A 22,741-nucleotide genomic window follows, 5' to 3' on the forward strand; every position below is an offset into this window, starting at 1 on the left:
GCACCTCGATTCCTCAGGCAGACCGCACCCTCTTCATCGCGGGCAAGCCTTGCTCCCACAGCATCACGCCACGCTGATCCGCCAAATCCCGAACGGCTGGTATGCCGGGTCAATCCGCATGAACTGGTGCTTGCCGTACCAGCTCCAGCGATGTCCGTTCATCAGATCCTCGCCCTGGGTCTGGGCATCGTCGGACAGGCCCATCTCCCAGAGCGGCAACTCGAAACTGGCTTCCTGCGGGTTGTGCGGATCAAGGCTCACCGCCACCAGGATGAAATTGCTGCCGTCGGCGGTGCGCTTGCCGAAATAGAGAATGTTGTCGTTCCAGGCGTTGTAGATTTTCAGGCCCAGGTGGGTATGCAGCGCGGGGTTCTGCCGGCGGATGCGGTTGAGCTGGGCGATCTCGGCAACGATGTTGCCCGGCGCGGTGAAGTCCCGGGGACGGATCTCGTATTTCTCCGAATCGAGGTATTCCTCCTTGCCCGGCACCGGTGCCGATTCGCACAGTTCGAAACCCGAATACATGCCCCACAGGCCCGAGCCCATGGTTGCCAGGGCCGCACGGATCAAAAAACCAGCGCGCCCCGATTCATGGAGAAAGGCCGGGTTGATGTCTGGCGTGTTGACGAAAAAATTCGGCCGGTAGCATTCACGCCACGGCGATTCATTGAGTTCACTGAAGTAGGTCGCCAGTTCAGCCTTGGTGTTGCGCCAGGTGAAATAGGTGTAGCTCTGGGAGTAACCGACCTTGCCCAGCCGCGCCATCATCGCCGGCGTGGTGAACGCTTCAGCCAGGAAGATCACTTCAGGGTAGTGCGCCCGCACATCGGCGATCAGCCATTGCCAGAACGGCAGTGGTTTGGTGTGAGGGTTGTCGACGCGGAATATCTTCACGCCTTCCTTGACCCAGCCCACCACGATGTCCCGCAGCTCCACCCACAGGCTGGGAATTGCATCGGCCGCATAGAAATCAACGTTGACGATGTCCTGGTATTTCTTCGGCGGGTTTTCCGCATATTTGATCGTGCCGTCCGGCCGCCAACTGAACCAGCCCGGGTGCTGCTTGAGCCAAGGATGGTCCTGGGAACACTGGATCGCGAAGTCCAGGGCGATCTCCAGGCCGTGGTCAGCGGCCGCCGCCACCAGGCGCCGGAAGTCCTCGCGGCTGCCCAATTGCGGGTGAATGGCCTCGTGCCCGCCCTCCTCGCTGCCAATGGCATACGGGCTGCCCGGGTCGTCGGGACCGGCGGTGAGGGAATTGTTCGGGCCTTTGCGGAAACTGCGACCGATGGGATGGATCGGCGGGAAGTACAGCACGTCGAAGCCCATGTCCTGGATCATCGCCAGGCGCGAATGCACGTCGTTGAAAGTGCCGTGGCGCTGGGGATCGTCGGTGATCGAGCGGGGAAACAGCTCATACCAGCTGGCAAACTCGGCCAGCTGGCGCTCCACATCCAGCGGATACTCGGGGCTGATGCTCAAGTATGGGCGATGATCGGCCCGGGACATCAGATCGGCACTGCGCGGTGCCAGGAACAGCGCCACCTGCTCGGTCGGCAACAGGCCGGAGAGTTCATGGTGCAAGGCCGCCAGTTGCTCGCTCAGCTCACCGGTGCTGCGCTCGACGGCCATTTGCACTTGGTTGCGCCCTTCCTGCAATTCCAGGCTGATCGGCACCCCTGCCCCGAACTTCTTTTCCAGCTCGTAGCGAAAACTGGCGAACTGATCGATCCAGGCCTCGATACAAAACACATAGCGGCCTTGTTCCGGCACGTTGAACTGGCCCTGCCAGCCGTTGTTGCCCAGGTCACTCATGACCTCGCTGTTCCACACTTCATCCTGCAGCGCACGCCAGCGAATGCGCACGGCCAGCTTGTCATGACCATCGGCGAAGACTTTGCTGGTCACTGTCACATCCTGCCCAGCCACGGCCTTGGCGGCGAATTGCCCAGCGTCGATCACCGGCATGGTGTTTTCAATCGCGATACGCGGCAACAGCAAGGCTTGGGACAGCGGTAAATGCGGGTTGCAGGCCAGTTCAGTCGGGTGTTCGGCAGTCATCGAGCATCGCTCCTTTTACGCCCCATGGACGCGCTTGTGGCGGTAAAGGCCCAACGGGTCCCTGAAAAAACTCACTTAAACTCCGAACCGAATCAACGGCTAAAAGTTCAGAGGTATTTACCCCGATGCATCCGGGGATCAAAGCCGGCGCAAGGAGGTCAACAACAATAAGCACGACTCAAGCCATGTGCGTCACGGAGACCCGTCCTGATGAATATTCCCATCCCGGCCGAAACACCCGATCCGAACATCGACGACCCCACCTTGCCCCCGCCCGGCCCTGATCCGGAACCGATTCCAGAGAAGGACCCGCCGCTGGACCCACAACCGCCGCTGGGTGACCCGCCGAGCGAGGCGCCGCCGGAGCGGGTTTGAATCAAGCGTAGTAATAAAGAAACTGGATGACGAAAAACCTGTGGGAGCGGGCTTGCTCGCGAAGGCGGCGTGACAAGCAATATTTTCATTGACTGACGCACCGCTTTCGCGAGCAAGCCCGCTCCCACAGGTTGTGTTTGCAGGCTTATAGCGGTGTCACGGCTTGTCGCCCTTCTCCAAAGCCCGGACGATCACCGGCATCACACTGAAGATCGCCAGCGCCAGCACCGTACTGAGCACCGCCGTCGCCTCCCGGCCCAACCCGGCGGCGACGCCAATGGCGGCAGTCATCCAGAGGCCGGCAGCGGTGGTCAGGCCCTTGACCTGACCTTCGTCGCCGTCGGTGTTTTTCAGGATGGTGCCGGCGCCGAGAAAACCGATGCCAGCGACCACGCCTTGTATCACCCGGCTCATCGCGTCGGCCTGGGCCCCGGACATCTGTGGCACCAAGACGAACAGCGCCGCCCCCAGGGCCACGAGCATGTGGGTTCGCACGCCGGCAGCCTTGCCCTTGTGTTCGCGCTCGAAACCCAGGATGCCGCCCAGCAGCGCGGCCATGAGCAGGCGCACCGTGACCCGGGTCATCTGCTGGGCATCGGTGATGTCGGCGAATTCCGCCTGCAGGGTTACCCAGACTTCATGCCACCAGGCGTCCATGGACCGTCCTCTTGTTCAGTCGATAAACGATGGACCGCAGGCGACGCCAGAGGTGCGCCCGACCGCTGATCAGCCGCCACGAACCCTGGCTTGTTCGCGAGACCTAACGTTCATGACCCCAGAAGGAGGAACACCATGACTGTCCGTATCGATGACAACCAGACCTGCCATTTCGAAACCGCCAACGGCACCGAACAGCGCCCCGCCAGCGAGCTGACCATCATCACCGACCCGGACAAGGCCATGTCAGTCGTGGAGCTCAACGGCGACCGGGTCTACATCACCGAGGCCGAGGCCGATGCACTGACCGTGGCCGGCGCGGTCGACGGGCGCAAGCACCTGAAGGCCAGCGAAAGCGGCTCGGCGATCTGAACCGCTTGAAGCCTCTGCGAGGTCTTCAATCGGTGAGAGCAAAGCTTGCTCGCGATGAAAACAACACGAGACCTCTTGAACCGAGGTGCCTGTATCGCGAGCAAGCTTTGCTCCCACTGCCCCCTGGCCTCAACGGTATGTTCGCTCGTCCGCGGGTGCATCAAAGTGTCGCAGGGCCTGGGTTTCGCGGCATCTGATCCGGTTTTTATCGAAACACCTGAGTCTGTTATGCAAACAGTTCCATGGTCATAGTGTGCCGGCCAGATAGAGGCTGATGAGCGACCGACCATGAGCGATAGAATCCCCGTCCAGTTGATACAGACGTTCGAACCTGCGCCAACGAAGATAAAGGCCAGGAGCACCGACAACCTGATCCACACCCGCAGTTTCACCGGCTTGTTTCGCACCTTGCGTATCAGCGGTGCGGGGGTTCTGTTCCTGCTGTTCTTCGGCACGGTGTGGTTGAACTGGGGCGGTCGCCAGGCGGTGCTCTGGGACCTTTCCGAAAGCAAGTTCCACATCTTTGGCGCGACCTTCTGGCCCCAGGATTTCATCCTGCTGTCGGCCTTGCTGATCATCGCCGCCTTCGGCCTGTTTGCGATCACCGTGTTTGCCGGTCGCGTGTGGTGCGGCTACACCTGCCCGCAGAGTTCCTGGACCTGGATCTTCATGTGGTGCGAGAAAATCACCGAAGGCGAACGCAACCAGCGGATCAAGCTGCAGGCCTCGCCCTGGGGCCTGAACAAACTCTTGCGCCGCTCAGCCAAGCACACCTTGTGGCTGGCCATCAGCCTGCTCACCGGCCTGACGTTCGTGGGGTACTTCACGCCGATCCGCCCATTGGCCGAGGAACTGCTGACCCTGCAAATGGCCGGCGTAAGCCTGTTCTGGGTACTCTTCTTTACCGCAGCCACCTACCTCAACGCCGGCTGGCTGCGTGAAGCGGTGTGCATGCATATGTGCCCCTATGCACGCTTTCAGAGCGTGATGTTCGACAAGGACACACTGACCATTTCCTACGATGCGGCCCGTGGTGAGATCCGCGGCCCACGCAAACGCGAGGCAAACCCGGCCAATATTGGCCTGGGCGACTGCATCGACTGCCAGATGTGCGTGCAGGTCTGCCCCACCGGCATCGACATCCGCGACGGCCTGCAGATGGAATGCATCGGCTGCGCGGCCTGCATCGATGCCTGCGACTCGATCATGGACAAGATGGGTTACGCCCGCGGCCTGATCAAATACACCTCCGAACATCAGTTGCAGGGCGGCAAGACTCACCTGCTCAGGCCTCGGCTGATCGGCTATAGCGCCGTGCTGCTGGTGATGATCGGCGCGCTGGTCGTGGCGCTGATGCAACGGCCCATGGTGTCGCTGGATGTCAGCAAGGACCGTGGCCTGTTCCGCGAAAACAGCGCAGGCCAGATCGAGAACATCTACAGCCTGAAAATCATCAACAAGACCCAACAGCGCCAGGATTACCAACTGTCCCTGGTGGACGGCGACGGCTTCATCCTGCAAGGCAAGACCCAACTGAGCCTGGCCCCGGGGGAAATCGTCGATGTGCCGGTGTCGGTGGCTATGCTCAGCGAACGGCCCGGTAAAGGCTCCCAGGAAATGACGTTCAAGGTCGCCGACAGTGACGAGCCGGGCATCTACAGCATCGCCAAGAGCCGTTTTGTCGCACCGATGAATCGTTGAACCCGTAAGATGCCGGGCACCTGTGGGAGCGAGCCTGTGAGGGCAAGCCTGTGGGAGCAAAGCTTGCTCGCGAAGAACGATGACACGACCTTACTGTTGATTTGTGTCGCCTGTATCGCGAGCAAGCTTTGCTCCCACACGCTCGCTCCCACAGTTTAAGAAACGCAAACCACGCGTTATCCACTACTGGGCCCCACCATGAAACGCTACGAGAAATTTGCCGACGACATCGCCGAACTGATCCGCTCGGGCATGCTGGGGCCAGGTCAGCGCGTGCCGTCGGTACGCTACGCCAGCCAGACCTACGGTGTCAGCCCGTCCACCGTGTTCCAGGCCTACTACCTGCTGGAACGACGCGGCATGATCCGGGCCCGGCCGCGCTCCGGCTACTTCGTCAACACCCACGCGCCGAGCCCGTTTTCGGAGCCTGCGATCAGCAGCCAGGTGCACGAGTCCACCGAAGTCGACGTCAGTGAGTTGGTATTTTCGGTCCTCGACTCGATCAAGGACCCGGCCACCGTACCGTTCGGCTCGGCATTCCCCAGCCCGACGCTGTTCCCACTGCAACGGCTGTCCCGTTCGCTGTCCAGCGCAACACGGGACATGGACCCGCGAATGGTGGTCACGGACATGTCGCCGGGCAATCCACACTTGCGCCGACAGATCGCCCTGCGCTACATGGTCGGCGGGTTGATGCTGCCCATGGAGGAACTGCTGGTCACCAACGGCGCCCTGGAAGCCTTGAACCTGTGCCTGCAAGCCGTGACCGAGCCCGGCGACCTGGTGGCGATCGAAGCGCCAGCGTTCTACGCCAGCCTGCAAGTGTTGGAGCGCCTGAAGCTCAAGGCCGTGGAAATTCCCGTCCACCCGCGCGACGGCATCGACCTGGACGTGCTGGCGCAGACACTGGAGCGCCATCCGATCAAGGCCTGCTGGTGCATGACCAGCTTCCAGAACCCCATGGGCGCGACCATGCCCGAGGAGCGCAAACAGGCGCTGGTCGAGTTGCTGCGCCGCCATCAGGTGCCGCTGATCGAGGACGACGTGTACGCCGAACTCTATTACGGCCAGCAGGCCCCCAAGCCCGCCAAGGCGTTCGACACCGAAGGGCTGGTGATGCATTGCGGTTCGTTCGCCAAGAGCCTGGCACCGGGTTATCGCATCGGCTGGGTTGCCGCCGGGCGCTACGCGCAGAAGATCGAACGGCTCAAGCTCATGACCTCGCTGTGCGCCTCGATGCCGGCCCAGGCTGCCATCGCCGACTACCTGCAACACGGCGGTTACGACCGTCACCTGCGCAAACTGCGCTACGCCCTGGAAGAACAGCAAAGCGCGATGCTCGCCGCCATCGCCCGCTATTTCCCGGCCCAGACCCGGGTCAGCCAGCCAGCGGGGGGCTACTTCCTGTGGCTGGAGTTGCCGGAGCAGATGGATTCACTGAAATTGTTCCAGATGGCCTTGGCCCAGGGCATCAGCATCGCGCCGGGACCGATCTTTTCACCGACCCGGCGTTTCAGGAATTGCATCCGCTTGAACTATGGCAGCCCGTGGACCGAGGCCTCGGAAAAGGCCATGGAGACGTTGGGGCGGATTATTCGATCGTTTTGATATTTGGGTTGCCTGTCGGGCCGCCATCGCGAGCAAGCTTTGCTCCCACATTGGAACGCTGCCCCCTGTGGGAGCAAAGCTTGCTCGCGATAGGGCCAAAACAGCCCCCCCAGGACTCAGCGCCCGCCCCCCAGGTCCACAAACGTCCCGGTCGCATACGAAGCCTTATCCGACAGCAGCCAGATAATCGCTTCGGCCACTTCATCCGGACGCCCGCCCCGGGCCATGGGGATCGCAGATTCCAGCTTGCTGACCCGGTCCGGGTCGCCACTCAGGGCATGGAAATCGGTGTAGATATAGCCTGGGCGCACCGCGTTGACGCGAATGCCTTCGCCGGCCACTTCCTTGGACAAGCCGATGGTGAAGGTGTCCAGCGCGCCCTTGGAGGCTGCGTAATCGACGTACTCCCCCGGTGCGCCCAGGCGCGCGGCCACCGACGAGACGTTGACGATGCTGCCACCCTGCCCGCCATGCCTGGGCGACATGCGCAGCACCGCGTGCTTGGCGCAAAGAATCGGCCCCAGGACGTTGGTCTTCATAATCTTGAGAATGCGGAATTCGGACATTTCATCGAGCCGGGATTTCTGCGCGACCGTGCCGGCGTTGTTCACCAGGGCGGTGACACGGCCCAGCTCGGCGTCCACCCGGTCGAACAGGCCGATCACTTCGTCTTCGATGCTCACGTCGGCCCGCACGGCAATCGCCTGCGCGCCCTTGGCCCGGACCTGTTCGAGCACCTCCTGCGCGGCACTCTCATCGGACTGGTAATTGATGCAGATCCGATAGCCCAACTCGGCAGCCAACAGCGCCGTGGCCGCCCCGATTCCGCGGCCGCCACCGGTGATGACGATGACTTTATCCACGTTTGCTTCCCCCATTCCACGGATAGACGTGCGCTGCCAAGAATAGCGTTCACGTCACGCTTTGCAAAAACCGCTGCGCTTACCGGGCCAGGGCGCGCAGATCCAGGCGTCCATCCAGCAGCGGCGGGCACCAGTAATAGCCGCCAGTGATTGGCCGGCTCATGCGATACAGGCCATCGGTGATGCCGTCTTCCAGGCCACTCATGCGGCGCAGTTGTGCCTCGAAGGCATCGAGGGAGAAACCGAACGCCAGGAACATCAGCCCCGCACGGTCGCCTTCGATCCACGGCATGGAGCGACGGACCACGAACGCCTCCGGGGCGAAGCTTTCCTGGGCGGTGCGCTTGACGTGGGCCGACTCCGGCGCGTCGTCGAGTTCTTCGTTGTCGCTCAGTCGACGGCCCATGATGTTGTCGCGCTCATGGGGTTGCATCGCCGCGAAGCCGTCCAGATCGTGCTGCCATTGCTGGATCGCGGCGAAACTGCCACCGCGCACCCCATCGGCGCCCTGGGCCAGGGCGGCAGCGATGGCCGCTTCGTCGTGAGGGTTTTCGGTGCCGTCTTCGTAGCCGGTCAGGTCATGGCCGGTCATGTGGCGGAAGGTTTCGTTCATCTGCACCAGGCGCAGCGCCGGGGCCAGCGCCGCCTCGATGGCGCGACTGCGGTGCATCAGCTCGCCGCGGTCTTCGCCGTGCAACCAGCACCACAGCGCGTGTTGGGTCGACGGGTTGTCCACGCCCACTCCGGTCAAGGCAGGAAAGGCCCGCAGGCCTTCGACCTGGGCCCCCAGCGCCTGGACCAGCGACTCGCCAAAGCCGACCACGGCCCGGCCATCGAGCAGCAACCGGAGTTTATCTACCGCAGCCGGCAACGCCTCGACCGATTCCAAGGCAAAAAACATATGACGGGCCTGAGGCGGAACAGGGGTGGCGAGAATGCCGGGCTGGTAGTAACTCATATGAACTCCTTTAGAAAGAGCGCAAGTTTACCCGGCGGCTGCCGCTTTGTGTGGTTTGGCTTGAGGTCCGGTCGCGCCGGGAAACCGGGCCGTTTTGTGGGAAGGCTCCCGCAGCCCTGTCAGACCACTCAGAAACATGCCTCGGCCGATAGCCTCGGATTGCCGGGCAGCCAAAAACGCCCTAGATTGCCCCCCTCTAGGAAGGCCAACGAGAACGCTGCACCATGCAAATTGCCAGATCGATACTCGCCGGGACTTTTTTCCTGGTCTGCGGGACGCCCGCAGGCTTTGCCCAGGAGCGCATTGAAGACACAGTCAATGCCGTCATCCAACCGTTGATGAAGCAACAGGACATCGCCGGCATGGCCGTGGCAGTCACCTACAACGGTCAACGCCATTACTTCAACTACGGCGTGGCCTCCAAGGACACGAAAAAGCCGGTCACCGACCAGACCCTCTTCGAAATCGGCTCCGTCAGCAAGACCTTCACCGCCACCCTCGGCGCCTATGCACAGGCCCTGGGCAAGCTGTCCCTGGCCGACCCGGCCAGTCGCTTCGCCCCCGAGCTGCGCGGCAGCGCCTTCGACGGCATCAGCCTGCTCAATCTCGCCACCTATACCGCCGGTGGCCTGCCGCTGCAGTTTCCCGACGAGGCGGACCATCCGGACCGGATGTTTGGTTATTACACAACCTGGAAGCCGCTCTACCCGGTCGGCACCCAACGGCTCTATTCAAACCCGAGCATCGGCCTGTACGGCTATCTGGCAGCCCGCAGCCTGGGGCGGCCGTTTGACGAGGTGATGGAGCGCACGCTGATGCCAGGACTGGGGCTCAAGCACAGCTATGTGCGGGTGCCGCAGGATCAGTTGGGCCGATACGCCCAAGGCTATGCCAAAGACGGCAAGCCCGTCCGGGTCGGGCCAGGTGCCCTGGATTCCGAGGCTTATGGGGTGAAAACCAGCTCATCGGACCTGATGCGTTTCCTCGAGGCCAACCTGCGACCTGAAAAACTGGACGCGGATCTGAAGCAAGCGATTGCCACGACGCATACAGGTTTCTACAAGGTTGGCGGGATGAATCAGGGGCTGGGCTGGGAGTTCTACCCCGCTCCGTTCACCTTGGATGACCTGCTCGCGGGCAACACACCGCAGATGGCCCTGACCCCACAAAAAGCCGAAGCTCTCAACCCGCCCCGCCCTGCGCCGGACGGCGCCTGGATCAACAAGACAGGATCCACCAACGGTTTCGGCGCGTACGCGGCGTTCGTGCCTGGAAAGGACTTGGGGATCGTCATGCTAGCGAACAGAAACTACCCGATCGAAGAACGGGTGAAGGCGGCGCATCGGATCCTGATGGCGTTGGATGCTCAATAAAGGACGACGAGTCCCCCTGTGGCGAGGGGATTTATCCCCGCTGGGGCGCGAAGCGGCCCTAACATTCTGGCAACTCGATATGTCAGGCATATTGAGTTGACGGCTTAGGGGGGCTGCTGCGCAGCCCAGCGGGGATAAATCCCCTCGCCACAAAGGGGCCTCGGCGCTATTGGGGATCAATCATCCAGCGGCTTCGGCGGCGGCGCCGGCTTGGCGGCCTTGCCAGGCTTGGTGCCTTTCGCATCCTTGGCCGGTGCAGGCTCTGGCGCGGGTGGTGGGGCTGGGGGTGTCGCTTCTTTTTCTGCCGCAGGCAGTTTATCGACGGCATCGAAGAGGTCTTTCAATTCGATCGCCCCGGAATGCTCAAGCTTCTTTTCCCCGTCCTTGCCCACCAGGATGATCTTGGTCTGCGCACCGGCTCCCAGCTTGAGCGAGCGAATCAGCGCCATGGTGCTTTGCGGGTCCAGGTCCTTGCCATCGCGCTGCCCAATGGTATTGAGCACGGTATAGAGCACCATGTTGCGCTCGGAAAAGCCCTGCTTGCCTGCCGGCTCATCCAAGGCCTTTTTCAGGCTCACCCAGGTAGGGTCGACCGTACTGGGCGCGATAACCACAAGGGGACGTGACCTGCCTGCGTCCGCCAACAGGGGGGAATCGCCATCGGCAGCGAACAGAGGGCCGGCAATGGCCAGCAAGGTAGCGAAGGTCAACGACCGAATGAGCATGCGCCTCTCCTTTTGATATTTACGCTGTACTGAGTACACAGGGCGGCGATTGTTCCGCGTGCGTCACCCAATACTGCGCCGGCCTGACTTGAAGCTTAGGCGAGGGGGTTCATTGCGCAACCGCAAGGAGAGCGCCGAAGTCGGGAGAGACGATTGTGGGAGCGAGCTTGCTCGCGATAGCGTCATGACGGCCAACATCGAGTCGACTGACACACCGTTATCGCGAGCAAGCTCGCTCCCACACTATTGGACTTGAGGTGACCCGTTCTAAAACGCCAGCTTGAACCCGATCATCGCCAGCATCACCGCCAGGCACGGACGCAGCAGTTCGTCGGAGATGCGTCCCGACAAATGACTCCCCAGGTAGATCCCCGGCAGCGAACCGATCAGCAGGAAGCCCAGGATGTGCCAATCCATGTTGCCCATGCTCGCATGGCCCAGGCCCGCCACCAGGGTCAGCGGCACGGCGTGGGCGATCTCGGTGCCCACCAGGCGCTTGGTGACCAGGAACGGGTAGAGGATGAACAGCGCGACAGTACCCAGGGCGCCAGCGCCGATCGAGGTCAACGCGACCATCGTACCCAGCACGAGGCCAGTGATGACCGTCAGCACATTGAGGCGGACACCAGAGGGGTTGTAGTGGCCGCCAGCGCGGTCATGAGCGAATTGAAGCAGGCGCTTCTTGAACAGGATCGCCAGGGCGGTGGCGAACAACACAAAGCCCAAGGCTTGCTTGATCACCGCGTTCATGGCGTCGGGGGAGCTGTGCAGGCTGCTGAGGAACCACAGCGTCAAGCCGACCGCCGGCACGCTGCCCAACGTCAGCCAGCCGGTGATCGCCCAGTCGATGTTGCGATTTTTTGCATGAACCAGCACACCACCAGACTTGGTAATGGCCGCGTACAGCAGGTCTGTACCTACCGCCGTCGCCGGGTTGATACCAAACCACAACAGGATCGGGGTCATCAGCGAACCCCCGCCGACGCCGGTCATCCCAACGATGAAGCCGACCACCAGGCCTGCAACGACTAAACCGACATTACCGAAATCCATTAAACCCGTCTCAGCACGACCGCGTGAAAAATCTGGCCGCGAGCATAGCGATTTTTCTTATAACCCCCTATATCGATGTGATCTATCTTTATTCCTTTTCCATCACTTCACTGAACCGGCAAGAAGTTGAGGAACAGCAGGCTCTGGGCGTAATTCAAGCCGATCCGCCGGTAACGCTCATCGAGCATCTGGGTCAGCAGGTCCAATCGGGCGACGATTTTTCCAAACTCCACGGCGAAACTCAGGTTGCTGCCCTCCTCCGAAATCTCATTGGAAAACAGCAACAGCTTACCGTCCTTGTTCTGCCGCTGGCTCAGCAGCCAGGTGGCTTTTTCGATATTGCGCGCCGCGTTGCTGACGAAACGCGGGTCGATGGTGTCGGTCATGTAGAACTCGAGGCGATTGCCGTGCGCGGTGACCAGCATGCTGCCGATGGCATAGATGAACGCCCCGACCCGATCACCGAGAAATTCCGGGCTCATGGCATAACTCAGGGCCGCCAGGTCCTTCTTGCCACCCAGGGTTGGCAAGGGCTGTTGCTGCTCGATGGCCAGGCGCACCTGTTTTTCTGCGGTGCGGGCGTCGAGAAAGCCGGACTTGCGCAGTTCTTCGGGGTTGCGCAGGTAAAGCTTGCTCATCAGCAGATAGAGGCTTTGCAGGTTGTCATGCATCGACAACGTGGCCATGCGATCGACGCTGGTCTGCAAGAATTCCTGGGGCCTGGCGTTGCTGAACTGCGTGACCATGTCCTGCCCCTGCTGATGGCTACAGCCGCCGCTGAACAGCATCGACACACCAACCAACAACGCCAGGCAGCAGCGGCGCAATCTCGTCACAGAATCAAAAACACCGGCCATCGAGTCTCGGTCTGGGCATGGGGAAGCGATGGGGGTCGCCGCTTCCAGGCCCATGGATAGAGCAGCAAAAAACGCAAAAGTGCAGTGTTGGAAGAAAACCTCAATCTATCGCAACGCCTCCGCAGCCTAATTAGTCTTACTTTTTAATTGATAAATCTCTATTTATGGCTATAAATCCCTTCTCATCCATCAAATAGAAAGACTACTAATCAGAAAAACCTTCAGCGCTGTCCGACCAGTAACGGACTCGCCCCGCGTTCAAAACAACAACAAAACAACAGGAAGGAAGGTCATACCATGCTTGAATCCAGACAACTGCTCACGGCCCTCGGAGTGTCCCTGATGATCGCCACCTCGGCTTCCCAGGCTGCCGGCCTGACCAACGAACGCGGTGCGTTCGGCAAGACCGACGACGGCACGGCGGTGGAGAAATTCGTGCTGCGCAACAGCCACGGCATGGAGGCCACGGTCATCACCTATGGCGGCATCCTCCAGTCATTGAGCGTGCCGGACAAAAACGGCAAGGTCGCCGACATCGTGCTCGGTTTCGACGACGTGCAGGGTTACCAGAAGAACGGCAGCGTGTATTTCGGCGCGACCATCGGCCGCTTTGGCAATCGCCTGGCCGACGGCGCCTTCGAGCTGGACGGCAAGCGTTACCAAGTGCCGCAGAACGACCATGGCAACTCCCTGCACGGCGGGCCGCATGGGTTCGACAAGCGTGTCTGGAAGGCCCAGCCCCATAATGCCAAGGACTCGGTGGGCGTCACCCTGACCTACCTGTCACCCGATGGCGAGATGGGCTTTCCCGGTGCGCTGAAGACCGACGTCACCTACAGCCTCAACGAACAGAACGAGTTGCGCATCGAGTACAAGGCCACCACCGACAAGCCCACGGTGCTGAACCTGACCAACCACAGCTATTTCAACCTGGCCGGCGCCGGCAACGGCGACATACTCGAGCAGCTCGCGACCCTGCACGCGGCTCACTACACGCCGGTCACCGGCAAGCTCATTCCCACCGGCGAACTGGCCCCCGTGGCCGGTACGCCGATGGACTTCACCCAACCCACCGCCATCGGCACCCACATCAAGGCCGATCACCCACAACTCAAGTTCGCCGAACCGAAACAAGGTGGCTTCGATTTCAACTGGGCGCTGGACGCCAAAGGCGACGTGAACAAACTGGCCGCCGAAGTGTATGACACAGACTCCGGACGACGCCTGCAGCTCTACACCACCGAGCCTGGCGTGCAGTTCTATACCAGCAACTTCCTCGACGGCACCGTCAAGGGCAAGCAAGGCAAGGTCTATCCGCATTGGGGCGCGTTCACCCTGGAAACTCAGCACTACCCTGACTCGCCCAACCAGCCGAACTTCCCCTCGACGCGGCTTGATCCGGGCCAGACCTACACCCAGACCATGGTGTTGAAGTTCTCCGCAAAATAGAAAAGCTGCGCAACCCCCGTAGGAGCTGACGAGCGAAGCGAGGCTGCGATCTTTCCCCAGGCAATTGAGTCTGGAGCGAAAGATCAAAAGATCAAAAGATCGCAGGCTTCGCCAGCTCCTACGACTATCCTGCTGTCCATTGGATTATCGATCAGCACAACAGGAGAAAGGCATGAGGACGCTGGAATTGGCGGGGGTGTCCGTACCGGTCATTGGCCAGGGCACCTGGCGCATGGGTGAGGAACCGTCTGATCACAAGAAAGAAGTGGCCGCCCTGCGGTTGGGAATCGAATTGGGCATGACCCTGATCGACACGGCGGAGATGTATGCCGAAGGCGGTGCCGAAACCGTCGTTGGCGAAGCGATCACCGGCCTGCGCGACCAGGTTTTCCTGGTGAGCAAGGTCTATCCCCACAACGCCAGTCGCAAAGGTATTCCCCTGGCCTGTGAACGCAGTTTGCGGCGGCTCGACACCGATTACATCGACCTTTACCTGCTGCACTGGCGCGGGCAGTACCCGCTGGCCGAAACCGTCGAAGCCTTCGAGCGTCTGCGCGAAGAAGGCAAGATCGGCCGTTGGGGCGTGTCGAACTTCGATGTGGCGGACCTTGAAGAGCTGGCCGCGCCGGCCTGCGCGACCAACCAGGTGCTGTACAACCTGCAGGAGCGCGGCATCGAATTCGACCTACTGCCCTGGTGCCAGCGCCAGTCCATGCCCGTCATGGCTTACTGCCCGGTCGGCCAGGGCGGGCAGCTGCTCAAGGATCACACCCTGGGACAGATCGCCGAACGCCATCGCGCCACACCGGCGCAGATCGCACTGGCCTGGCTGCTGCGCCAGGACAATGTGATTGCCATTCCCAAGGCCGTGAAGCCTGAGCATGTGCGTTTGAATGCCGAAGCGGCCAACCTCAAGCTGGAACCGCAGGACCTGGCCGCCCTCGACCTGATATTTCCCCAGCCCCAGGGCAAGCAGCGCTTGGCGATGGTCTAACCCCCATCCAAAGATTCACGCTGATCTGTGGCGACGGAGTTTATCTGTGGGAGCAAGGCTTGCCCGCGATGAAGACGACACGGTGTCCTGGGAAAACGGGGCGCCCGCATCGCGGGCAAGCCTTGCTCCCACAGGGGATAAAACCCTGACCACGGGCTTGGTCTGAATACTGGAAAACCTCAGAACAACCCCATCTGCCCGCCCACCAACGTCGAGAAATCATCATCCACAAACGGCAGGATCGCATCCGCCACCGGCTGTAGCTGTTTGGTCACGTAGTGGTCGTAATCGATTGACGCGCTGCGGATTTCCAGCGGCTCGGGGCCGGCGACGGTGATGACGTAGCTGATCCAGCCGCCATTCTGGTATTGCCGCGGGCGGCCCTGGCGCTGGTTGAACTCATCGGCCAACCGCGCCGCCCGCACATGGGGTGGGACGTTGCGTTCGTAGTCTTCCAGCGGCCGGCGCAGACGCTTGCGGTAGACCAACCGTTCATCGAACGCACCGGACAGGGTCTGCTGCACATAATCGCGCACATAATCCTGATAGGGCTTGCGATGGAAGATCCGCCCGTACAGCTCCTGCTGGAACTGCCGGGCCAGCGGCGACCAGTCGGTGCGCACGGTTTCCAGGCCTTTGTAGACAATTTCGTCGCTGCCGTCGGCGCGAGTCACCAGCCCGGCGTAGCGTTTCTTGCTGCCCTCCTCGGCGCCGCGGATGGTCGGCATCAGAAAACGCTTGAAATGCGTTTCGAACTGCAGCTCCAGCGCACTCTCCAGCCCGAACTCATCACGCACCTGCCCACGCCACCATTGGTTGACGTGGGCCACCAACTCGCGGCCGATCCTGGCCGCTTCCTCCTGGCCATGGGCCCGGCGCAGCCAGACGAACGTGGAATCGGTATCGCCATAGATCACCACATGCCCCTGGGCTTCGATCAACTGGCGGGTGTGCTGCATGATCTGGTGACCACGCAGGGTGATGGACGAGGCCAGGCGCGTGTCGAAGAAACGGCAGCCACTGGAACCGAGCACGCCATAAAAGGCGTTCATGATGATTTTCAACGCTTGGGACAGCGGCGCATTGTGCTCGCGCTTGGCGATCTCCCGGCCTTCGGAGATCCGCGCCACGATGGCCGGCAGGCAATGTCGAGTACGGGAGAAGCGCGCCCCGCGAAAGCCTGGCACCGACTCCTGGTCATCCGGGTGGCGCAGCCCTTCGATCAGGCCCACCGGATCAATCAGGAAGGTGCGGATGATCGATGGATACAGGCTCTTGTAGTCCAGCACCAGCACCGACTCGTAGAGCCCCGGCTGGGAATCCATGACAAACCCACCCGGGCTGGCCTCGGGCGGGCGCTGGCCCAGGTTGGGCGCAACAAACCCTTGGCGATGCATCAGCGGCATGTACAGGTGCGTGAAGGCCGCCACCGAACCCCCGCTGCGGTCCGCCGGCAGGCCGGTGACGCTGGCCCGTTCCAAGAGAAACGTGAGCAGTTCGGTCTTGGCGAAGATCCGCGTCACCAGTTCACAGTCCTTGAGGTTGTAGCGGGCCAGGGCCGGCTTGTCCTCGGCGAACATGCGATTGATCTCGTCCATGCGCTGGTACGGGTTATCGATGGACTTGCCCTCCCCCAAGAGCGTCTGGGCAACGTTTTCCAGGCTGAACGAGGGGAAACTCCAGGTCGCCGAACGCAGCGACTCGATACCGTCGATGATCAACCGGCCAGCGGCCGAGGCGAAGAAGTGATTCTTGCGCGCGCCGTGCTCGCGCCATTGCATCTCTTCGCCACCACGCCCCAGGCGCAACGGCACGGCCAGGCGCCGGGCGTGTTCATGCAGCACCCGCAGGTCGAACTGCACCAGGTTCCAACCAATGATCGCGTCAGGGTCGAAATGGGCGAGCCAGTCGTTGAGTTTTTTCAGCAACACCGTGCGTGATTCGCAGTATTCCAGCTGGAAATCCACGCCGGTATCGTTGCCATTGGGCGGCCCGAGCATGTAGACCTGGCGCTCGCCGCAGCCCTCCAGGGCGATGGAATACAATTCGCCCTGGGCGGTGGTTTCGATGTCCAGGGACACCAGGCGCAACGGTGGACGGTATTCGGGCGCCGGTTTCATCTGGGCATCGACCAGCAGGCCATCGGCGGCCGGCGTACCGCCAAACCAGACCGGGGCGGTGATGAAACGCTCCATCAGGTAGCGCTCCGGCGGCCGGATGTCCGCTTCGAACACCTCCACACCGGCGCGGCGCAAGGTGCTGTCCAGGCGCATCAGTTGGGCATGTTGCTGGCAATACAGCCCCAGCACCGGACGATGCTCGAAATCCAGCAGGTCCAGGGGGCGTAGTTCTACCTCCTTCTCCCCTTGCAGCAAGGCTTCGAGCTGGCCGCGCTGGATCTGCGGCACAAAGGCCACCGACGTTTGCACGGGCAGGCGCACGCGCCGGGGACCGGCGTCGGTCGCCAGCCAGAACTCGACTTCGGTGCCGGCCGGGGTATCGCGCCAATGCCGGGTCAGGACGAAGCCCTGCTGTAAATCCACCGCTGCAACCTCGAATTCTACGTAAGCGACGATTCTACCCTGTGGCGAGGGGATTTATTCCCTTGTGGGGGCAAGGCTTTTGTGGGAGCAAGGCTTGCCCGCGATGCGGTTCAACTGCTAGACCGCGTCATCGTTCATCGCGAGCAAGCTTTGCTCCCACAGGATTGCTCCCACAGAGAGACGCCCCTCGCCACAAAGGTGGATGACATCACATCGAAGGAGAATTTCCGGGCAATGACGCTTTTGGACGACTGGCCGCCGCTTTACCGCTTGCTCTGCGCCGTTGGGTCTACGATGCTTTAACCACCAGCAAAAACAACACCTGAGGCTCCCCCATGAAAACCGTCGCGCAGTTGCTCCGGATAAAAGATGAGAAGAACCAGCAAGTGCACACCATCTCACCGGACGACATGGTATTGCAGGCCCTGATGCGCATGGCCGAGAAGAACGTCGGTGCCTTGCTGGTGGTGAAGAACGACGAAGTGCTGGGGATCATCAGCGAGCGCGACTATGCCCGCAAAATGGTCTTGCGCGGGCGCTCATCGGTGGGCACGAAGGTCAGTGACATCATGGTCTCCCCCGTGATCACCATCGACCCGCACCAGAACGTCGAGACCTGCCTGAGCATCATGACCGAAAAACACCTGCGGCATTTGCCAGTGGTAGAGGACGGCAAACTGGTCGGCCTGCTGTCCATCGGCGACCTGGTCAAGGAAGCCATCGCCGAACAGGCCGATCTGATCAGACAACTGGAGCAATACATTCGCGGGGAATGATCCATTCGGTCGGGTTGCTCATTCCCAAGGCACTTCTATATTGAAGGGGTTGTTCCTGCGAGCATCCCGATGGCCGACACCGACCGATTGATCATTTGTGAACATTGCGATGCGGTGTACGAACCGGCGATGCTCGCTGCGCACCAGAAAGCCTCGTGCGTGCGCTGCCACGCGGTGATCCAGCGCCACAACGGCCTGACCATCGAGCAGCGCCTGGCCTTGAGCGTAACGGCCGCGGTGTTGTGGGCCTTCGCCAACATCTACCCGATCATGAGCATCCGCCTCCAGGGCCTGAGCAACAGCGCGACGTTATGGGATTCCATCGTGGCGCTGAGCCAGGGGCCGATCACCTTCATCGCCCTGGTGACGGCGGTGGCAATCATTATCGCGCCGGCCTTCCAACTGGCGCTCCTGATCTGGGTGCTGGGCCATGCCTACCTCCAGCAGCGGGCGCCGGGGTTCAACCTGTGCATGCGCAGCCTGGAAACCCTGCGCCCCTGGAGCATGCTGGAAGTGTGCCTGCTGGGCGCGCTGGTGGCGGTGATCAAGCTCGCCGGCCTGCTGGACGTGCTCCCGGGCATCGGCCTGTTCGCCCTGGCGGCCTTGAGCCTGCTGATGATCCGCATTGCCGGGCGCGATGTCCGCGACCTGTGGGACAACCTGTGAACGGCCAGCCGCTGGACACCCCGCCAGAGGCCCGCGACCTGGACCTGTGCCTGTGCCACAGCTGCGGCCTGGCCTGCGACATGACCAACGAACCCGAAACCTGCCCCCGCTGCGACGCCGCCCTGCATCGACGCAAACCCGACGCCATCACCCGTACCTGGGCCTACATGCTGGCCGCGCTGGTGTTCTACATCCCGGCCAACCTGCTGCCGGTCATGAATACCCAGATGCTCGGCGAAGGCGCCGACAGCACCATCATCAGCGGCGTCATCGAGTTCTGGCAAAGCGGCGCCTGGGACATCGCCCTGATTATCTTCATCGCCAGCATCGCGGTGCCCGGCATCAAGTTCGTGGTGCTGACCCTGCTGCTGGTGACCGCACAACGGCGCAGCACCTGGGCCCAGGTCCAGCGGGCGAAGCTGTACCGGCTGGTGGAAGTCATCGGCTACTGGTCGATGCTCGATGTGCTGGTGGTGGCCCTGGTGGCAGCCCTGGTCAAGTTCCAGGCATTGAGCGACATCGAACCACGACCGGGCATCCTGTTCTTCGGCCTCGTGGTGCTGTTCACCATGCTGTCGGCCATGAGTTTCGACCCCCGGCTGATCTGGGATACCCAACCATCCGAGGAGGTTATGGATGAAGTCGCAAGCCACTGACGGGCAACACCCCGCACCCGGCCGCGCCCACGTCACCACCCGCCGCTGGACGGTGTCGCTGGTATGGATCGTGCCGATCATCGCGGTGCTGGTGGGCATTTCCCTGGTGGTCCACAACTGGCTGCAGGAAGGCCCGACCATCACCATCACCTTCAAGACCGGCCAGGGCCTGACCGCCAACAAGACCCAGGTGAAATATCGCAACGTGGTCATCGGCCAGGTCACCGACGTGCAACTGAGCCACGACCAGAAGAACGTCACCGCCACGGTCAAGCTCGCCAAGACAGCCGACACCTTCACGCACGAAGACTCGGTGTTCTGGGTGGTTCGGCCGCGCATCGGGGCCGGCGGTATCTCGGGGATCGACACCTTGCTGTCCGGGGATTTCATCGGGGCCGACGCCGGCCAGTCGAAAGTGCGCGCCAAGTCCTTCACCGGCCTGGAGAACCCACCCCCCATCACTTACGGCGAACCGGGCAAGCGCTTCACCCTGCACTCCCAGGACCTCGGCTCGCTGGACATCGGCTCGCCGGTGTACCTGCGCAAGATCCCGGTGGGCCAAGTGGTGTCCTACGCCCTGGACGCCGAGGGCAAAGGCGTCAACATCGACGTGTTCGTCAACGCGCCCAATGATGTGTACGTCACCGAAAACACCCGGTTCTGGAACGTCAGCGGCGTGGACGTGAACGTCGGTGCCAACGGTTTCGCGGTCAAGACCGAATCGCTCTCGGCCCTGCTGCTGGGCGGCATCGCGTTTCGGGCGCCGGAGTACAGCCCCAACGACGTCCCTGCCAGCGAGGACAAGACCTACGAGCTGTTTGCCGACCAGCAGAGCGCCCTCGCCCCGCCCGATGGCAAGGCGCAATACCTGGCCCTGCGCTTCGACCAGGCCCTGCGCGGCTTGCGCGTCGGTGCGCCGGTGGAGTTCCTGGGGGTGGAAGTTGGCAGGGTGGTGGCCATCAATCTGGATTTCGATGAGAAACAGCGCAGCTTTCCGGTCAACGTCGGCGTGGTGATCTACCCACAGCGCCTGGGCAAGGCCCATGAGAAACTGCTCAAGGCACTCAATCACGACCCGGAGGACGAAGCCGCCTCTGCCCGCCTGATGGGCAGCTTTGTCGATCGGGGGCTGCGTGCCCAGGCCCGCAGCGGCAACCTGCTGACCGGGCAGTTGTACATCTCGCTGGATTTCTACCCCAAGGCGGAAAAAGTCGCCTTCGACCCCACCGCCCGGCCTGTGCGCATACCGACCATTCCCGGTAGCCTCCAACAATTGCAGGAACAATTGCAGGCGATGGTCGAGCGAATCAACAAACTGCCGCTGGAAAGCGTCGCCAGCAACCTGAATGGCAACCTGGTGGAGTTGCGCAAAGGCCTGGCCCAATTCAATAGCAAGACGCTGCCAAGTGTGCAAAACACCTTGCAGGACGTCAGCAAAACCCTGCAATCGGCCAACTCGACCCTGGCCGAAGACTCACCCCAGCGCGAACAACTGACCCAGACCCTGGACGACCTGGGGCGCATGTCGCGCTCGCTGCGCGAGCTGTCGGACTACCTGAGCCGCCATCCCGAATCGCTGCTTCGCGGCCGTCCCAAGGACGCACCGGCGCAGAACCTCACATTGCCGGTGAAAGAATGATCACAGGAGCGCGCCCCATGCCACTCACGCTGAAACTCACCCTGGTTGCCGTGGCGTTGCTGCTCGGCGCCTGCCGCAGCGATCCGATCCACTACCACACCTTGAGCCCCGCTCAGCCGGCGGGCCTGTCGCGCTCCGGCGTGGACATCCAGATCGAACAGGTGAGCGTTCCGCCCCAGGTGGATCGCACCCAGATGGTCATTCGCCAGGGCAACAGCGGGTTGGCGATCCTGGAAACCGAATGGTGGGGCGCCAGCCTGGCCGACGAACTGCACAGCAGCCTGGACGAACAACTGAGCAACCCCGGCGCACCGAAATCATTGCTGCGGGTAGACGTGCAACGCTTTGACTCGATCCCTGGCCGCTATGCCCGCATGGATGTGCAATGGCGACTGCGCAGCCTGGGCGGCGACGCTCGCCCCCTCACGTGCCGCAGCAGCCTGCAGACACCGGCGGGAACCAACATCGACGACCTGGTGACGGCGCACCAGCAGAATGTCCGGCAATTTGTCGACCTGGTTGAGCAGGCGGCTGCACGCAAAGCCTGTCCTTGACCCTGTAGGAGCTGCCGAAGGCTGCGATCTTTTGATCTTTTGATCTTTCGCTTGAGACTCAAGCGTCAGGGGAAAGATCGCAGCCTCGCTTCGCTCGGCAGCTCCTACAAAGGCCAATGCAGCGACAGCACCGGCGCCACGCGTGGATGGCGGTCGATGCGTTCCAACAATTCGTAGAACGCCGGACGGGCGCTCAGCATCGCCTCCCGCGTGTTTCTCCACTTCGTGATCACGGCCGCCAGGATATCCAGCGCCCCCGGTTCCTCACCGCCTAGAAAAGCTCGGGTCGAGAACTGGTCGGCAAACAACGCCCAGTTGCGATACAGCCGTTGCTGCGTGCCGGATACCAAGCGCTGCCGAGTCGCTTCATCCGCGTCGTCCAGCCAGCGCTCCGGAAAATCGATAATGCCGATGGGCGTGTAGCAATTGGCCGCGATGTAGACCAGGCCCCGTATGGCTTGCGCACGCAGGGCCGGGTCTTGCGGGAGCAGCTTCGATGCGGGGAAGGTCAACCCGAGGTGAATCAGGATCGCCGCCGCTTCGGTCAGCACCGAGCCGTCCGGCAACTGCAGGGTCGGCACCTGCTTCAGAGGATTGAGTGCCTCGAGCGCTTTCGCCGCATCGTTGTCTTGCGTCGAATAGGCATCGACCCGCCGATAAGCCACCTCACAAAGACACAGGGCAACCTCCACCGCCGAAGAGCCGGATTGCCTGCAACCGAATAACTGATACATGAACCTACCTCCTGCATAAGGGTTAGCCGGTAGAACCCCCGAGTCCATCCGTGTTCCATCAAGCTGACCGGTAGCGGGCCAACGAGCTATCACTGCCGTCGATGTTCACCATCATGCCAATGAAGTT

The 22,741-nt window shown here is 61.9% G+C and carries 21 protein-coding genes; 12 read left to right on the top strand and 9 right to left on the bottom strand.

The window, feature by feature from the left end; translation table 11 throughout:
• Positions 1 to 63 precede the first annotated feature (63 nt).
• Positions 64 to 2,061, bottom strand: a complete 1,998-nt coding sequence (locus tag CFII68_RS06410; protein ID WP_018611393.1) for an alpha-1,4-glucan--maltose-1-phosphate maltosyltransferase — start codon at positions 2,059 to 2,061, stop codon at positions 64 to 66.
• Between the two features lie 210 nt (positions 2,062 to 2,271).
• On the opposite strand from CFII68_RS06410, the gene CFII68_RS27765 reads away from it, so the two are divergent.
• Entirely contained in the window at positions 2,272 to 2,436 is a 165-nt protein-coding gene (locus tag CFII68_RS27765; RefSeq protein ID WP_013692690.1) for a hypothetical protein, read from the top strand.
• 156 nt (positions 2,437 to 2,592) lie between these two features.
• On the opposite strand, the gene CFII68_RS06405 is transcribed toward CFII68_RS27765, so the two are convergent.
• On the bottom strand, positions 2,593 to 3,093 hold the full coding sequence (locus CFII68_RS06405) for an MgtC/SapB family protein (RefSeq protein ID WP_018611400.1): 501 nt from the start codon (positions 3,091 to 3,093) through the stop codon (positions 2,593 to 2,595).
• 135 nt (positions 3,094 to 3,228) lie between these two features.
• On the opposite strand from CFII68_RS06405, the gene CFII68_RS06400 reads away from it, so the two are divergent.
• From CFII68_RS06400 to mapR, 3 genes are all read left to right on the top strand, one after another.
• Entirely contained in the window at positions 3,229 to 3,465 is a 237-nt protein-coding gene (locus CFII68_RS06400) for a DUF3203 family protein (protein ID WP_018611402.1), read from the top strand.
• A gap of 288 nt (positions 3,466 to 3,753) precedes the next feature.
• Positions 3,754 to 5,166 (top strand): cytochrome c oxidase accessory protein CcoG, encoded by a 1,413-nt coding sequence (gene ccoG, locus CFII68_RS06395; RefSeq protein ID WP_018611407.1) that lies wholly within the window; start codon positions 3,754 to 3,756, stop codon positions 5,164 to 5,166.
• A 198-nt stretch (positions 5,167 to 5,364) separates the two neighbouring features.
• The gene (gene mapR / locus CFII68_RS06390) at positions 5,365 to 6,774 is read left to right on the top strand and encodes a GntR family transcriptional regulator MpaR (protein ID WP_014338630.1); all 1,410 of its coding nucleotides are present in this window, start codon (positions 5,365 to 5,367) and stop codon (positions 6,772 to 6,774) included.
• Between the two features lie 116 nt (positions 6,775 to 6,890).
• Here mapR and CFII68_RS06385 read toward each other — a convergent pair whose 3' ends face one another.
• Together CFII68_RS06385 and CFII68_RS06380 are read right to left on the bottom strand one after the other, a co-directional pair.
• Positions 6,891 to 7,637, bottom strand: coding sequence for an SDR family oxidoreductase (locus CFII68_RS06385; protein WP_003200090.1), 747 nt, complete (start codon positions 7,635 to 7,637; stop codon positions 6,891 to 6,893).
• 79 nt (positions 7,638 to 7,716) lie between these two features.
• Positions 7,717 to 8,595 (bottom strand): Dyp-type peroxidase, encoded by an 879-nt coding sequence (locus tag CFII68_RS06380; protein WP_018611411.1) that lies wholly within the window; start codon positions 8,593 to 8,595, stop codon positions 7,717 to 7,719.
• Positions 8,596 to 8,819: 224 nt separating this feature from the next.
• On the opposite strand from CFII68_RS06380, the gene ampC reads away from it, so the two are divergent.
• Entirely contained in the window at positions 8,820 to 9,968 is a 1,149-nt protein-coding gene (ampC, locus tag CFII68_RS06375) for a class C beta-lactamase (protein WP_018611413.1), read from the top strand.
• A gap of 176 nt (positions 9,969 to 10,144) precedes the next feature.
• Here ampC and CFII68_RS06370 read toward each other — a convergent pair whose 3' ends face one another.
• The 3 genes from CFII68_RS06370 to CFII68_RS06360 all read right to left on the bottom strand — a co-directional run bounded on the left by CFII68_RS06370 (position 10,145) and on the right by CFII68_RS06360 (position 12,603).
• Positions 10,145 to 10,693, bottom strand: coding sequence for a DUF4174 domain-containing protein (locus CFII68_RS06370; RefSeq protein WP_018611419.1), 549 nt, complete (start codon positions 10,691 to 10,693; stop codon positions 10,145 to 10,147).
• A 267-nt stretch (positions 10,694 to 10,960) separates the two neighbouring features.
• Positions 10,961 to 11,746: a sulfite exporter TauE/SafE family protein gene (locus CFII68_RS06365; RefSeq protein ID WP_014339233.1), complete on the bottom strand. Its 786-nt coding sequence runs from the start codon at positions 11,744 to 11,746 to the stop codon at positions 10,961 to 10,963.
• Positions 11,747 to 11,853: 107 nt separating this feature from the next.
• Entirely contained in the window at positions 11,854 to 12,603 is a 750-nt protein-coding gene (locus CFII68_RS06360) for a hypothetical protein (RefSeq protein ID WP_018611422.1), read from the bottom strand.
• A gap of 297 nt (positions 12,604 to 12,900) precedes the next feature.
• On the opposite strand from CFII68_RS06360, the gene CFII68_RS06355 reads away from it, so the two are divergent.
• Both CFII68_RS06355 and CFII68_RS06350 read left to right on the top strand, forming a co-directional pair.
• Entirely contained in the window at positions 12,901 to 14,052 is a 1,152-nt protein-coding gene (locus CFII68_RS06355; protein WP_018611424.1) for an aldose epimerase family protein, read from the top strand.
• Between the two features lie 172 nt (positions 14,053 to 14,224).
• Entirely contained in the window at positions 14,225 to 15,046 is an 822-nt protein-coding gene (locus tag CFII68_RS06350) for an aldo/keto reductase (protein ID WP_018611426.1), read from the top strand.
• Positions 15,047 to 15,225: 179 nt separating this feature from the next.
• Here the strand turns inward: CFII68_RS06350 and CFII68_RS06345 are convergent, their stop codons facing one another.
• A complete protein-coding gene (locus tag CFII68_RS06345; protein ID WP_018611431.1) occupies positions 15,226 to 17,589 on the bottom strand; it encodes a DNA polymerase II in 2,364 nt (787 codons plus the stop codon).
• A 335-nt stretch (positions 17,590 to 17,924) separates the two neighbouring features.
• On the opposite strand from CFII68_RS06345, the gene CFII68_RS06340 reads away from it, so the two are divergent.
• The 5 genes from CFII68_RS06340 (at position 17,925) to CFII68_RS06320 (ending at position 21,880) form a co-directional block, all read left to right on the top strand.
• The gene (locus CFII68_RS06340; RefSeq protein ID WP_018611433.1) at positions 17,925 to 18,365 is read left to right on the top strand and encodes a CBS domain-containing protein; all 441 of its coding nucleotides are present in this window, start codon (positions 17,925 to 17,927) and stop codon (positions 18,363 to 18,365) included.
• Between the two features lie 69 nt (positions 18,366 to 18,434).
• Positions 18,435 to 19,031 carry a paraquat-inducible protein A gene (locus CFII68_RS06335; RefSeq protein WP_018611435.1) on the top strand — a complete coding sequence of 199 codons (597 nt, stop codon included), beginning with the start codon at positions 18,435 to 18,437 and terminating at the stop codon, positions 19,029 to 19,031.
• An 11-nt stretch (positions 19,032 to 19,042) separates the two neighbouring features.
• Entirely contained in the window at positions 19,043 to 19,687 is a 645-nt protein-coding gene (locus tag CFII68_RS06330; RefSeq protein ID WP_033062822.1) for a paraquat-inducible protein A, read from the top strand.
• Entirely contained in the window at positions 19,668 to 21,326 is a 1,659-nt protein-coding gene (locus CFII68_RS06325; RefSeq protein ID WP_018611439.1) for an intermembrane transport protein PqiB, read from the top strand. Before CFII68_RS06330 ends, CFII68_RS06325 begins: the two co-directional genes overlap by 20 nt.
• A gap of 17 nt (positions 21,327 to 21,343) precedes the next feature.
• Positions 21,344 to 21,880: a membrane integrity-associated transporter subunit PqiC gene (locus CFII68_RS06320; protein ID WP_018611445.1), complete on the top strand. Its 537-nt coding sequence runs from the start codon at positions 21,344 to 21,346 to the stop codon at positions 21,878 to 21,880.
• 104 nt (positions 21,881 to 21,984) lie between these two features.
• Here the strand turns inward: CFII68_RS06320 and CFII68_RS06315 are convergent, their stop codons facing one another.
• Complete coding sequence (locus CFII68_RS06315; protein WP_018611447.1) at positions 21,985 to 22,614, bottom strand: glutathione S-transferase family protein; 630 nt, start codon at positions 22,612 to 22,614, stop codon at positions 21,985 to 21,987.
• Positions 22,615 to 22,741: the final 127 nt, after the last annotated feature.

Origin of the sequence: Pseudomonas sp. CFII68, from assembly GCF_000416195.1 — a bacterium.
GTDB classification, from domain to species: Bacteria; Pseudomonadota; Gammaproteobacteria; order Pseudomonadales; family Pseudomonadaceae; genus Aquipseudomonas; species Aquipseudomonas kilonensis.